This window comes from Paenibacillus sp. J31P316, assembly GCF_056269105.1.
This window is the reverse complement of the sequence record NZ_JBWDNI010000002.1, coordinates 397,013-410,345: the sequence shown is the minus strand read 5'-3', so window position 1 is coordinate 410,345 and position 13,333 is coordinate 397,013. Positions and strand designations below refer to the sequence as shown.

Here is a 13,333-nt window from a genome sequence, read left to right as displayed (position 1 = left end):
TAAATTGCGAAAGAATCATTGGGGCAAGCTACAAAAACAAGCGGGAAACGGGGGAACGATTACGATGGTTTGGAATTTGCTCAAGTCCAGAGGTTTTTTATCGGCTTACTTCTTGGTTATTCTCATGCTTGTCAGCGCCGTTGTATCCGATAAACGGGATATTCTATTCCCGGAAATTGCCGGCATGGCCATGGGGGTTATGGTATTCCCGGTGCCGCATTGGATAAGGAAGCCGGTTCAACTATGGCTTTCCCCGACGATAGCCGCATTCCTTGGCACGTATTTGAACGACTTTTCCTTCACGACGTTGACGAAACTTTGGATCGGTCTTCTGATTATCGTTGTTCTCATGCATGTATTTCGCGTCAATTTCGGACCGACGATTCCTGCCGGCCTGCTGCCGATCTTCTTAGGCCTGCATGATTATGTTTTTGCGATCTCGACGGCCATCTTTACGTTCGTGATCATGTTGGCTGCTTTCAAAGCTAGAAATCCGGATAAGCTGCCTAAGGGCCCGCTGAATTTCCGGAGAGTCCCGGATACGGTCATCATCACCGTTGTTTTATGCCTTTGGATCGGGCTCGCATCCGCTGCGAAACTGAACGTGCTCGTGGTGCCGCCGGTATTTGCCCTTATTTTCGAGCTCTTCCATACGGAGACGTTCAAGTGGAAATTGATTTCGCCTCGGGTAGCTGTGTTGACGATTACAGCTCTGCTAGCCGTCGGCGTGCTTCACTTGCTGCCAGGTTCGATCATTTGGGTCGGCGTCATCAACGTGCTGCTCACGGTCATTGTTTGTCAGTTGTTTAAAACGCCCGTACCCGTGGCGTTCGGCGTCTCCTTGATGCCGCTTATCGTCCCGGCATGGGGAACATGGGGGTTTCCGATCGGTGTCTTCGTCACGACAGGCGTGTTGATGGGCATATGCGCAGCATACCGGCAGTTCAGAAACAAAACAACAAGCCATGCCGTATGAATGCGGAGTATTGCTTGTTCCGCCGGTTACGGTCACATTTGGAAGCATATCATTGGCGTAAGAAGCAATAGGAAAGCAATAGGAAGGCAATAAGAAGGCAATAGGAAGCATCGTCATTACTGGCGATGCTTTCTTGTTGTCTCGTGTTTTGCATGGGCTTGTAGAGACACCGGTCATCATTTGATGCCGACGGGGACGATTCGGAGTAAGTCTTGAATCAGATGACGAAGCTCCTCCGAGCTCTTCGCGACCGTTTTATACCCCCGCAATGCGCCTGATATCAGTTGCGCTAATCTCATTGGCTGAATACCGCTTACGGCAGCAGGGTATATTTCCAATAGGCCGGCTAGCAACGTTTCCAATTTCCCGTAGCTCGTGTCAAGCGCTTCCCGGGCAAATTGGTAAGAGCTGTCCGTGATTTCTTTATGCTCCGGCGATTTCATCGCATCATCGAAATTACGGATCGACCATATTTCGAGGGCATATAGGATTTTGTCCTCCGCCGTGTTATGGGACGACAGCCCGTGATTGATCTCCTCAATAAGCAGATCCCCGTGATGAACAATCGCTGCGTTAAATATTTCCTCCTTACTCTTGAAGTACAAATAGAGACCGGCGCGGGAAATGCCCGCAGCCTCCGCGATTTCGTTCATCGATACGCGTTTGTAACCGTACTTGAAGAACACCTCTAACGCCGTCGCAACAATGTGAAGTTTCTTTTTATCTTCCATATGTCTATTTTATACAATTTACAAACTTTGTACACTCGTCTATTATAGACATATAGACATTTTATGATTTATGTCTAAAATACATTACCGAGGAGCATGCCACCTATGAATACCGTACAAGCACCGCTGCAGTCAGGATTCGGACCCGAAACGACCGCTCGAGAAGTGACAGCCGGGCAAGACCTTAGCGGCAAGGTGGCCATCGTAACAGGCGGCCATGGCGGCATCGGACTGGAAACTACTCGCGCGCTAGCCGGAGCCGGCGCAACCGTCATCGTGGGCGCACGCGATGTCCATAAAGCACAAGAAGCGCTCGCTTCGATCAACAACGTCGAGGTCATCCAGCTCGATCTTGCGGATCCCTCATCGATTGACGCGTTCGCCGACGCCTTCTTGCGCTCCGATCGTGCGCTCGACATTCTCATCCTGAACGCGGGCGTTAGCTATCATCCGACGATTCGCGACGAACGGGGATTCGATACGCATTTCGCGACGAATTACCTGGGGCATTTCCAACTGACGACGCGCTTATGGGATTCGCTGAAGCGTTCGGCCAACGCTCGTGTCGTCGCGCTTTCGTCGATCGGCCATATGGCGGGACCGATTGATATGGACGATCTGCATTTCACGCGCAGGCCTTACGATAAGGTTGTCTCTTACGGCGAATCGAAGACCGCGTGTTCGTTGTTCGCGGTCGAGCTCGACAAACGCGGCCGAGAGCATGGCGTGCGCGCATTTGCCGTCCATCCCGGCGCCATCCTGTCGGGTTTGGCACGGCATTTAAGCGATGCGGATCTCGCCGGCTGGGGCGTGAAACGAAACGAAGACGGTACCTATGCGTCATCCGGAGGAGGTTTCAAAACGACGGAGCAAGGTGCGGCGACAAGCGTATGGTGCGCGGTAAGTCCGATGCTGAACGGCAAAGGAGGCGTCTATTGCGAAGATGTCGATATCGCGGAGGTCGTTCCGTCGGACAGCCCTCAGTTCAACGGAGTCCGTTCGTGGGCCATCGATCCGATACTTGCCGAGAAGCTCTGGACGATCAGCGAAGATCTGCTGCACATTCCTCATGGCACCATTCCCGCGGAGTCATGACTGACCATCGCTAATAGGAATGAATTTTCTTACGAATGAATGGGATTGTCTAACGAATGAAATGAATCGGACCCTATTCTTGTCGATCGTGACGACAAGGATAGGGTCCGTTTTTCGTTTCGCGACAGGGACATGGGTTGCTTTTCGACAAGAAGGGATCGATAAAGGGCTAATCCGCCATGCTTTATTGCAATAACTTATGAATGCTATAAAATCAAATGTCTTGTTACTCTAGGGAGAGCATGTTACGTTTAATGAAGTGATATAAGTAACCGATTACATGCAATTGTAATCGGGTCGGCTCTTATGCTAAGCGAACGAGGGGTGTAGGGTGAATGCTTCAAGTAACGAACAGTCCGTTTCGACAAGAACAAGTGGAATTGCTTAATCTCTTGCTGCCCACGCTGACGGAAGGTCAGAAAATCTGGTTGAGCGGTTATCTAGCCGCGCTCCAAGCGGCAGGAACGCCGGTGGCAGCCGCGCTGCAAGAAGCGGAAGCACCGGCAGCGAGTACCCCGGCGGTCCCCAAAGAGGTGACGGTGCTCTTCGGTTCGCAGACCGGGAACAGCCATAAGCTGGCGAAGAAACTGTCCGGCAAGCTGCAGGATCAAGGCGCCCAGGTTACGCTGTCCGCGATGATCGACTTCAAACCGAACACGTTGAAGAAGGTTCAGCATCTATTGGTTATCGTCAGCACGCATGGAGAAGGGGATCCGCCGGACAATGCGATCTCGTTCTACGAATTCCTGCATAGCAAGCGAGCGCCTCAATTGGAAGGCATGCCGTTCTCGGTGCTGGCATTAGGCGACACTTCCTACGAGCTCTTCTGCAAAACAGGCAGCGACTTCGATCAACGCTTGGAAGAACTGGGCGGCAAGCGGCTTGCTCCGCGCGTCGATTGCGACGTGGATTACGAAGAATCGGCCGAGAATTGGATCAAGGATGTCCTCGCTTATTTCGGTGAGGCTTCCGCAGCTGCAGATGCGCTGAAGGTCGCAGACGTTTCGGCGGTTCCGGGAGGGCTATCATCGGAATATTCCAGATCCCGTCCGTTTCAAGCGGACGTGCTCGAGAATTTGAACTTGAACGGACGGGGATCGGAACAAGAGACCCGGCATCTCGAGCTTGCGCTTGCAAGCAGCGGTCTCCAGTACGAACCGGGCGACAGCTTGGGCATTTATCCGCAGAATCATCCGCGGCTTGTCGATGAACTCATCGCAGCGATGGGCTGGCAGCCGGACGAACTCGTCGTTCTTCCTAAGAGCACGGAGAAGCGTTCCTTGAAGGAGGCGCTGACAAGCCACTGCGAGATTACGGTGTTGACGAAACCGTTGATCGAGCAAGTGGCGGCGCTTGCTCCCGGCAACGGACTGAAAGATTTTCTCCTATCCGGCGAAGAGCAGGAAATCAGAGCGTACCTGAAAGGACGGGATCTGCTCGACTTGGCGCAGGAGTATGATTGGACGGGCATTGCGGCCGATTCCGTCGTATCCCTTCTCAGAAAGATGCCGCCTAGACTGTATTCCATCGCGAGCAGCTTAAAGGCCTACCCGGAGGAAGTGCATCTCACGATCCGCAATGTCCGTTACGAGTCCCGCGGAAGAGTCCGGTACGGCGTCTGCTCGACGTTCGTGTCGGAACAGCTGGAACCCGGACAGACCGTGCCCGTATTCGTGCAGGACAATCCGAATTTCAAGCTTCCGGCCAATCCCGATACGCCGGTCGTCATGATCGGTCCCGGAACCGGAGTCGCTCCGTTCCGCGCTTTCCTCGGCGAACGGGAAGAGCTTGGGGCAGCAGGGAAGACGTGGTTGTTCTACGGCGATCGGCATTTCTCATCCGATTTTCTCTATCAGGTCGAATGGCAGCGCTGGTTGAAAGAAGGCGTGCTGTCGCGCATGGATGTCGCCTTCTCGCGCGATACGGAGCAGAAGGTTTACGTTCAGCACCGGATGCTGGAGAAGAGCAGGGAGCTGTATCAATGGCTGGAAGAAGGCGCTGCCGTCTACGTCTGCGGAGACGAGAAGAAGATGGCGCATGACGTCCAAGCCGCGTTAATCGCGATATTGAAGCAAGAAGGCGGCCTGGGCGATGAGGAAGCGGCGGCGTACTTGACGAAGATGCAGCAGGAGAAGCGTTACCAACGGGACGTTTATTGAATCCTGGAAGCATAAGAGAACAAGGAGGCAGATGTCATGTCTGAGAATAACTTACTATCGCAGAACAGCGCGCCGCACAGCGACGTAGAAGATATTAAGCGCAGAAGCGATTACTTGCGGGGCACGCTGGAAGAAACGCTGCAAAATCGGATCACCGGCTCGATCTCCGAGGACGATAACCGGCTGATGAAATTCCACGGAAGCTATATGCAGGACGACCGCGACGTGCGGAATGAACGGAGCAAACAAAAGCTCGAGCCGGCATTTCAGTTCATGGTGCGCGTGCGGGCGGCCGGAGGTCTCGTGTCTCCGGAGCAATGGCTCATGATGGACAGGATCGCGCAGAAGTATGCCAACGATACGATCCGGTTGACGACAAGGCAGTCTTTCCAATTGCACGGCGTCATCAAGTGGAACATGAAGAACGTGATTCAGGAAGTCAACGACGAGCTATTGAGCACGCTTGCCGCCTGCGGCGACGTGAACCGGAACGTGATGTGCAATCCGAATCCGTACCAGTCGGCCGTTCACGAGCAGGTCTATGAATGGGCGCAGAAGGTCAGCCATCATCTCGATCCGCATACCCGAGCGTATCACGAGCTTTGGCTGAACGAGGAGAAGGTGGTGGACAGCAGGGACGGAGCGGAGCAGGAGCCGATATACGGCCCCGTCTATTTACCGCGTAAGTTCAAGATCGGCATCGCGGTCCCTCCGGCGAATGAAGTAGACGTCTTCTCCCAAGATCTCGGGTTCATTGCCATTCATGAGAACGGGCGTCTGCTGGGCTTCAATGTCGCCGTTGGCGGCGGTATGGGGATGTCGCATGGCGATACGAAGACCTATCCGCAAGTGGCGCGGACGATTGGGTTCATCCTGCCGGAGCAGATGGTCGATCTAGCGGAGAAAACGGTCACCATTCAACGGGATTACGGGGATCGCGCGGTACGCAAGCATGCCCGGTTCAAATACACGATCGACGATCGCGGCATCGAGTGGTTCGTCGACGAGCTGCAGCAGCGGTTGGGATGGAAGCTGGAAGAAGCCCGTTCCTATCGATTCGACCATAACGGCGATCGTTATGGCTGGGTGAAGGGGAGCAACAACAATTGGCATTATACGTTGTTCATCCAGAATGGCCGCGTGAAGGACGAGAGCGACTATCAGCTTATGACCGGCCTGCGCGAGATCGCCAAGATTCACACGGGCGACTTCCGGCTGACGCCAAACCAGAACCTGATTATCGGGAACGTGACCAGCCAGAAGAAGAAAAAGATCGAACAGCTGATTAAGACCTACGGGCTAACGGACGGGGCGGCCTTCTCCGCGCTGCGTAGGAACTCCATGGCATGCGTGGCTTTGCCGACCTGCGGCCTGGCTATGGCGGAATCGGAGCGTTACATGCCGACGCTGCTCGATAAGCTGGAGTTGATTCTGGATGAAGCGGGCCTGCGGGACAACGAGATCGTCATTCGGATGACCGGCTGCCCGAACGGATGCGCCCGCCCGGCACTGGCAGAGATCTCGTTCATCGGCAAAGCGCCCGGCAAGTACAACCTGTACCTGGGCGGCGGATTCGCCGGTCAGCGGCTGAACAAGCTGTACCGCGAGAACATCGGCGAGACCGAAATTCTGAACGAGCTGCGGCCGATCCTGAACCGGTATGCGAAGGAACGGACGGAGAACGAACACTTCGGAGATTTCTGCATTCGCGCCGAGTACGTGAAGGAAGTGCATTCCGGCCTCGATTTTCATGACTGATCGACTCAAATCGGCAGTCGGCTAGCAGCAAGGGCACCCATCCATCGTGGGTGCCCTTTCATTGTTTCATATCACCGTTCGGATAAGATGAAGGGTGGACGCTCTATTTTCCTTTCCGAATAGAAACCCTCGAAGAAGGTTAAACCTAAATGCGGTGGAATCATGCGCTAATCGTATACAAGGACGGAACCTAGAGCTATGAACAAGAAGAATGCAGAGAACGACGCCATTCCGAATGATTTCGATGAAGCCTCCGTTATTCAGGGCTTTGATATCGAGCTTAGCGAAAACAATGCGCTGCGGATCGACAGATTGGTCGACGACTACGAGAAGCGCATTCTCAATCGCGTTGATGAAGAATATACGGAACATACGACGTTTACGGATCGCTTAGCGGATGGAATCGCCAAGTTCGGCGGGAGCTGGACGTTCATCGGCTGTTTTGGCGCGCTGCTGGTGGTGTGGATGATATGGAATACGATTCCGTTTATCGCGACGCTTCATTTCGACGAACCCCCGTTTATCCTTCTGAATCTCTGTTTGTCTTTTCTTGCGGCCTTTCAAGCACCCATCATCATGATGAGCCAAAACCGGCAAAATGCCCGAGATAAACACGAGTCGGTCATCGATTTCGCCATTAATTATAAAGCCGAGCAAGAAATCGACGATATGCAAAAGCATCTGCACCGTATCGAAGAAAACGGCGTGCGCAACAAAGAAGAGTTTAACGGCGAGCTGCTGCAGATCAAGCAGTTGCTGGCTTCAATTGAAGCTAAGCTGGATCGCAAGCAAGCGGAATGAAAACCCTAACGAGCGAGCGGATACCTGTACAGGTATTCGCTTTTTTATGTGCGGGGAGATTGAGACGCGCTGCAGCCTGTCCGCCGTGGGTTGGATAATTGTGAGGCCGCAGGAAAATACTACTTAAAATTCCTATCCTAAAAGGTGTGTTTAGATGAATACGTTGAAAATTTCGCTTGTGCAGGCATTTCTGCTGCTTACGATCACTTCGGCCGTCACGAATCAGACGACGCTCATTCCGCTCATCTTGAAAGTTTCGGGCAGAGACTCCTGGATCAGCGTCGTCATGGCCATCGTGCCAGGTATCATCCTTCTCCTTATGATTCAATTTATTATGAATTCGACCACGAAGGAATCCATCATCCCATGGGTAAAGCGTCATTTCGGCTCGTTTGCCAGCTGGATCATCGCACTGCCGTTCATGATCTATTTATTGTCCGATGGCTTGATAACGCTGAAGGATACGACGAATTGGGTAGATACGACGTTTCTGCAGGAGACGCCGCGTTTCGTGATCGCGGCTTCGTTGACCGTGTTATGTTACCTGACGGCGCAAGCCGGCTTCTGGTCGATTACCCTATGCGCCGGCGTGCTGCTGCCGTTTTTCATCCTGCTGGAAATCTTCTTGTTACTCGTCAACATGCAATATAAAAACTATCAGTACGTGATGCCGGTACTGGAGAATGGCTATGCCCCCGTCATGCACGGCACGCTGTTCTCCACGCATACCGTGATAGAAGTCGTGATCCTGCTGCTCATTCAGCATCATATCCAAACCAAAGTCCGTCCTTCCTTTGTTTTGTTATTGATCGTGGTTCAGATCGGACTCGTGCTCGGGACGCTGCTGGATATCTTAACCAACTTCTCGCCAGGCGAGGTAACCTTGCAGCGCTATCCGTCCTTCGAGCAGTGGGGACTCGTAACCTTAGGCAAGAACGTGGCGCATCTCGATTTTTTATCGATCTATGAATGGTTGAGCGGCGCTTTTATCCGGTTATCGCTTTGCATGTACATCATCATCGAGCTATTCCAATTCAAGAGCAAGTTATCGCGAAACATAGCGTTCCTTGCGCTGACCGTGTTTATGTTGATCACGCCGCTTTTTCCGATCAGCGATCCGCTGTTCGTCTGGTTTTTGCGGGAGAAATTTTACCCCTTCGCGTTGATTTTCGTATTCGCCGTTCTTTGCCTGCTGCTGCTATTTGCCGTTATCGTTCGCATGAGAGAGAAGGGAGGTCACAGCCATGCAGCCAAATCAAATCCAACCTCTTGAATCCTCTTTGCGGCAATTGTTCGAGAACTGCTCCGATGTTATTTTCCAGCATGTTCAGCTCGTGAACGAGGAAAGCCGTTGGGGCGTGCTGTTCGTTTATTGCGAAGGCTTGATTGACGCCCAACGCATCGAACAGTCCATTATTCCGCAATTGGAGAAGTTTACTGCCGATCAGGCGGAATCGGGGACACTCGGGAACCTGTCCTTCCTGCCGCTTGATCAAGAGCAGCAAACCATTATTGATGCGGTATTCTCCGGGAAGCTGCTGCTGGTCTTGGACCGTCTTGAAAAGATCTATTCCTTGGATATAGCAAATCCGCCGCAGAGGCAGCCGCAGGAATCCAATACGGAAGTGTCCGTGAAAGGGCCGCGTGACGGCTTTACCGAGCAAGTGTCCACGAATATCGCGCTGGTCCGCAAACGCCTTCGTACGCCAACCTTGTGCTGCGAAAGCTATGTGGTAGGCCGCCGGAGCCGCACCAAGGTGGCGCTTCTGTATGACCGTGATATCATCAATCCGAAAATCATTGCTACCGCCCGCAAACGAATCCAAAAAATCGATGTGGACGCCCTCGTCAGCAGCGAAGAGTTAGCGGAATACATCTCGGATTCCCCGTTTCGCCTATTTCCCTTGATCGATTACATCGGAAGGCCTGATTTTGCCGTCGAGGCGATACTCAGAGGAAGATTCATCCTCATTGTCGACGGGACGCCGATGGTGCTCATTGCCCCGGCAACCCTGTCATCATTGCTGAAGACGCCTGAAGACATTCACGCCTCCTATATTTTCGTCGCTTGCGAATCGCTCTTAAGGTATCTTGGACTCTTCATCGGGATCTTTATTCCGGGGTTCTATGTCGCGCTTACGTCGTATCATCTGGACCAGATCCCGATAACCACATTAGCGACGGTCATCAACGTAAGCAAGGGCTTGCCGATTCCCGCGCCTCTGGAAGCCTTTCTCATGCAGATCACGTTCGAATTGTTCCGGGAAGCAGGCATTCGGCTGCCCAAAGGCGTCGGCCAGACCGTTACCGTGGTCGGGGGACTCTTCATCGGTCAAGCGGCGATCGAGGCCGGCTTAACCTCTCCGGCCATGCTGGTCGTGACCGCCTTATCCATGGTATCGACCTATACGCTCGTCAATCAATCGTTAAGCGGGCTGGTGACCTTGCTGCGTTTGTTCGTATTGGCCTGTGCCTCATTCCTCGGGATGTACGGCTTTTTCTGGGGCATGTTTGCCCTGCTTGTCTACCTGAGCAAAATGCAGTCCTTCGGCGTGCCTTATCTGGCGCCGATGTCGCCGCCGGTCTTCAAGGATATGCTGATGGCGCTGCTCACGAAACCAAGAACTTCCGTTCGGACAAGGCCGCTCATCTATAATCCGACCGATTTGGATCGAAAGGAGGGAGGGAAATGAAAAAAATAGCCGGAATCGCCGCTGTACTCCTCAGTGCAAGTCTTGCGCTTACGGGATGCTGGGACGTGAAGACGATATCCGACTACAACTTTGTGACCGCAATGGGGATCCAGTATCAAGAAGGTAAATATACGATCTATGTCGAGCTCATGGATTTCGGCGATATGGGCAGCCAGGAGCAGGCTACGCCCGGCGACAGATCGAAGGTATGGATCGGGAAAAGCGAAGGCGAATCCTTGTACGAGGCGATTAACGAGTTGTACAAAACTGCGCAGCAAAACTTGTATTGGGACCATATCATGGCCATCGTTTTTAGCGAAAGCGCCCTGAAAAACGAGATCAACTCGTTTTTTGATTCGATCCCGCGTTTTCCTCAGATTCGTTATAACACGTGGGTGTTCGGCACTCATGAACCGATCAACGAGCTATTCAAATATTCGACGTTTTTTAATCTGTCGCCCATTTCGAACCTCTTGCATAACCCGAAAGTCCTTCATAATCAATTGTCCTACATTCCGCCGATTCGGCTTAATACGGTCCTAGCCAATGCAGAGGAACAGGGGGAGACCGATCTCGTTCCAAGGTTGACGTTGAAACCGAAGAATTGGGAGGATACGAAGAAGTCTCAAACCGTCCTGCAGATGAGCGGTGCTTATGCGTTGAACGGAGGGAAAGCGGAACAAAAGTTTTCGGAGAAGCAGTTACAGGGCGTAAGATGGGTGAATCTCAAGACAAGGCGGGCGACTCTGCCGATCAGTCAGGACGGCAAGAGGCTAGGCACGGTATTGATCATTAAGCCCAGGAAGAAAACTGAAATCGTCATGCAGGCGGGCAAGCCCGTTATCTCGTTGAACTTAAAGTTTAGCGGCGTGGTCGAAGAAGTATTGGTACCGTCGAAGGTCAAGCAATTCAAAGAAATCGCGGAGAAGAAAATTGCGGAAGAGGTCATTCAAACCTATCGGACCGGCATAACGAATCATAGCGATGTCTACGACTTTCAACAATACCTGTACAGGAGGAATCCGAAAGCTTATCGCTCCTTATCGGCCGCAAGCCCGAATAACGGATTGATTTTAACCGAGGATTCGTTACGAAACGTGAAGGTTACCGTTAGAATCTCCCATACCGGCATGTATGATATGGAGCCGTGATATTGTTCGACATGGAGCATGAATTTGTAGATCCTCGCTCGGCGCTTCATGTTCATGCATGATTTGGAAACATGATGCAAAGATTAAACGCTGTACCCCGGGACAAACGACAAGCCAGGAGGAAACCATGGGAATACTTGATAGTAAGATCGTGCTGATTACGGGAACCGGTGGCGGTCTGGGCCGCGCGGCCGCGGTAACCTTTGCGCGAGAAGGCGCAAAGGTGGTCGGATGCGACATCAACGCCGCCGCCAATGAGGAGACGATCGAGCGCATACGAAATGCGGGCGGTGTCATGACAGGCATCGCGCCTTTCGATCTCACCGACCCCGAACAAGCGCAGAAGATGGTCGAAGATGCCGTGGCTGCTTACGGCGGGCTCGACGTCGTCTACAACAATGCGGCTATTCAACGCTTCGGTCCGATGCCCGAATTCTCGATCGAGGACTGGCGGAAGACCATCTCCGGCGAGCTCGACATTCCTTTCTTCGTGTCGAAGTACGCATGGCCGCATCTGGTGCAGCGCGGCGGAGGCGTAATCATTAACGTCGCGTCCTTGGCTGGCGTAATCGCCGGAGAGACCCCTCCCATGGTCGGGCACTGCGCGGCCAAAGCCGGCGTCATCGCCATGACCCGGCAATTCGCGCTTGAAGGCGCGCGCGTCGGAATCCGTGCGGTGGCGATCAGCCCCGGACCATTCCTGACCCCGGCCAGCGACCGCGACCTCGGCGATAACCAAGCGGCCCGCGACGCGATCACCAGCAAGACGCTTCTCAAGCGCTTCGGTCAACCGGAGGAGCTCGTGGAGCTCGCGGCCTTCATCGCTTCCGACCGGGCGTCTTACATCACCGGCGCCAACTACATCGTCGACGGCGGCGCTAGTGCTTGGTAGAGCCGCGTGGAGCTAGGGTTAAGCATCTTATTAGGCTGCCGGCGAATCGGCGGCCTTCTTGCGTTCATGAGCAGGATTGCATAGGATTTACTACATAGGCAGCGTCGAACACGCGATGCGTAATAAATCGGAATATAGAGCTTGCGTACGACGCAGCGTCATACTTTAAATTTGATTTGGAGGGGAGGCTGCCGTTTGAGTCAACGGTATTACCATACGAATGAATTTGCCAAAAAAACGTCCGTCACGGTTAGTGCTTCAATATTACGATAAACAAGGCGTTCTTGCTCCTTCGGAGCATACGTTGGCCGGGTATCGATTGTATTCCGACGAGGACTTGGTCAAGATGCAGCACATTCTGGCTCTGAAGTATCTCGGCTTCTCTCTCGCCCAAATCAAGCGCCTGATTCAAACGGGACCGCAGCAATTACCGGCCGCGCTGCGAACACAGAAAGCGATGCTGTTGGAAAAGCGCGCGCAGCTTGACTCCATCCTGCTCGCGATCGAGGAAACCGAGAAGATGGCGCAAGGCGGCGCGGTCGACTATAACGCCGTCGTCAATATCATGGAGGTGATGCAACTGGAATTGAAGCCGGGATGGATCGACAATTATTTGACGAGCGATGAACGGAAGACGATGCGCAAATTAACCGTGAATTCCTATTCACGGGAAGCGTTGAAGAAACTAGCAGGCCAAGAGTTCGCCCAAGAATCGCATGTCCACTATACCCGGTTTCGGGACGAGCTCAGGCGGCTCGTGGCAGCCGATGCCGATCCGGGCAGCCCGGAAGCGCTGCGCCTAGCGCGGTCCCTAACGGAGCTGAACGCGCGCCGATCGCAGGGAGACCCGGAAATACGCAAAGGAATGAAGCAGGCCTGGGTCAACTTCAACGCGCTGCCCGACGATAAGAAACCGGAGATTTATGTGTTGTCGATGAAAGAACGGGCATTCATCCAACAAGCGTGTATTCTAATGTACAAGCAGTCCGCTGAAACGTGATCGCACCTCTTTCCGGGCAGCCTCTACGGATGTTCCGTCCGGACAATAAGCGAAACGAATGAATCGAAAGAAGGAAT

11 protein-coding genes are annotated in these 13,333 nt (G+C 53.2%); 10 read left to right on the top strand and 1 reads right to left on the bottom strand.

The window, feature by feature from the left end; translation table 11 throughout:
• The first annotated feature begins 64 nt into the window (after window positions 1–64).
• Complete coding sequence (locus tag AC0YNU_RS07225) at window positions 65–976, top strand: hypothetical protein (RefSeq protein WP_475754720.1); 912 nt, start codon at window positions 65–67, stop codon at window positions 974–976.
• A gap of 176 nt (window positions 977–1,152) precedes the next feature.
• On the opposite strand, the gene AC0YNU_RS07220 is transcribed toward AC0YNU_RS07225, so the two are convergent.
• Complete coding sequence (locus AC0YNU_RS07220) at window positions 1,153–1,707, bottom strand: TetR/AcrR family transcriptional regulator (RefSeq protein ID WP_475754718.1); 555 nt, start codon at window positions 1,705–1,707, stop codon at window positions 1,153–1,155.
• Window positions 1,708–1,812: 105 nt separating this feature from the next.
• On the opposite strand from AC0YNU_RS07220, the gene AC0YNU_RS07215 reads away from it, so the two are divergent.
• The 9 genes from AC0YNU_RS07215 to AC0YNU_RS07175 all read left to right on the top strand — a co-directional run bounded on the left by AC0YNU_RS07215 (window position 1,813) and on the right by AC0YNU_RS07175 (window position 13,256).
• Complete coding sequence (locus AC0YNU_RS07215) at window positions 1,813–2,802, top strand: SDR family NAD(P)-dependent oxidoreductase (protein WP_475754715.1); 990 nt, start codon at window positions 1,813–1,815, stop codon at window positions 2,800–2,802.
• 335 nt (window positions 2,803–3,137) lie between these two features.
• Window positions 3,138–4,961 carry an assimilatory sulfite reductase (NADPH) flavoprotein subunit gene (locus tag AC0YNU_RS07210; RefSeq protein ID WP_475754713.1) on the top strand — a complete coding sequence of 608 codons (1,824 nt, stop codon included), beginning with the start codon at window positions 3,138–3,140 and terminating at the stop codon, window positions 4,959–4,961.
• A 36-nt stretch (window positions 4,962–4,997) separates the two neighbouring features.
• On the top strand, window positions 4,998–6,719 hold the full coding sequence (gene cysI / locus AC0YNU_RS07205; RefSeq protein ID WP_475754710.1) for an assimilatory sulfite reductase (NADPH) hemoprotein subunit: 1,722 nt from the start codon (window positions 4,998–5,000) through the stop codon (window positions 6,717–6,719).
• 198 nt (window positions 6,720–6,917) lie between these two features.
• On the top strand, window positions 6,918–7,520 hold the full coding sequence (locus tag AC0YNU_RS07200) for a DUF1003 domain-containing protein (RefSeq protein ID WP_475754708.1): 603 nt from the start codon (window positions 6,918–6,920) through the stop codon (window positions 7,518–7,520).
• 154 nt (window positions 7,521–7,674) lie between these two features.
• Window positions 7,675–8,793, top strand: a complete 1,119-nt coding sequence (locus AC0YNU_RS07195; protein ID WP_475754706.1) for a GerAB/ArcD/ProY family transporter — start codon at window positions 7,675–7,677, stop codon at window positions 8,791–8,793.
• Complete coding sequence (locus AC0YNU_RS07190) at window positions 8,765–10,213, top strand: spore germination protein (RefSeq protein ID WP_475754703.1); 1,449 nt, start codon at window positions 8,765–8,767, stop codon at window positions 10,211–10,213. The genes AC0YNU_RS07195 and AC0YNU_RS07190 overlap by 29 nt, the downstream gene beginning before the upstream one ends.
• Entirely contained in the window at window positions 10,210–11,364 is a 1,155-nt protein-coding gene (locus tag AC0YNU_RS07185; protein ID WP_475754701.1) for a Ger(x)C family spore germination protein, read from the top strand. The genes AC0YNU_RS07190 and AC0YNU_RS07185 overlap by 4 nt, the downstream gene beginning before the upstream one ends.
• Window positions 11,365–11,491: 127 nt before the next feature.
• On the top strand, window positions 11,492–12,256 hold the full coding sequence (locus AC0YNU_RS07180) for an SDR family NAD(P)-dependent oxidoreductase (RefSeq protein ID WP_475754699.1): 765 nt from the start codon (window positions 11,492–11,494) through the stop codon (window positions 12,254–12,256).
• 220 nt (window positions 12,257–12,476) lie between these two features.
• Window positions 12,477–13,256, top strand: coding sequence for a MerR family transcriptional regulator (locus tag AC0YNU_RS07175; RefSeq protein WP_475754697.1), 780 nt, complete (start codon window positions 12,477–12,479; stop codon window positions 13,254–13,256).
• The last annotated feature ends 77 nt before the right edge of the window (window positions 13,257–13,333 follow it).

Excerpts from the sequence above, each read along its gene's own strand:
- AC0YNU_RS07185 (WP_475754701.1), top strand. The coding sequence starts at position 10,210 with ATGAAAAAAATAGCCGGAATCGCCGCTGTACTCCTCAGTGCAAGTCTT.
- AC0YNU_RS07180 (WP_475754699.1), top strand. The coding sequence starts at position 11,492 with ATGGGAATACTTGATAGTAAGATCGTGCTGATTACGGGAACCGGTGGC.
- AC0YNU_RS07190 (WP_475754703.1), top strand. The coding sequence starts at position 8,765 with ATGCAGCCAAATCAAATCCAACCTCTTGAATCCTCTTTGCGGCAATTG.
- AC0YNU_RS07175 (WP_475754697.1), top strand. The coding sequence starts at position 12,477 with ATGAATTTGCCAAAAAAACGTCCGTCACGGTTAGTGCTTCAATATTAC.
- AC0YNU_RS07220 (WP_475754718.1), bottom strand. The coding sequence starts at position 1,707 with ATGGAAGATAAAAAGAAACTTCACATTGTTGCGACGGCGTTAGAGGTG.
- AC0YNU_RS07225 (WP_475754720.1), top strand. The coding sequence starts at position 65 with ATGGTTTGGAATTTGCTCAAGTCCAGAGGTTTTTTATCGGCTTACTTC.
- AC0YNU_RS07215 (WP_475754715.1), top strand. The coding sequence starts at position 1,813 with ATGAATACCGTACAAGCACCGCTGCAGTCAGGATTCGGACCCGAAACG.
- AC0YNU_RS07210 (WP_475754713.1), top strand. The coding sequence starts at position 3,138 with ATGCTTCAAGTAACGAACAGTCCGTTTCGACAAGAACAAGTGGAATTG.
- AC0YNU_RS07195 (WP_475754706.1), top strand. The coding sequence starts at position 7,675 with ATGAATACGTTGAAAATTTCGCTTGTGCAGGCATTTCTGCTGCTTACG.
- cysI (WP_475754710.1), top strand. The coding sequence starts at position 4,998 with ATGTCTGAGAATAACTTACTATCGCAGAACAGCGCGCCGCACAGCGAC.
- AC0YNU_RS07200 (WP_475754708.1), top strand. The coding sequence starts at position 6,918 with ATGAACAAGAAGAATGCAGAGAACGACGCCATTCCGAATGATTTCGAT.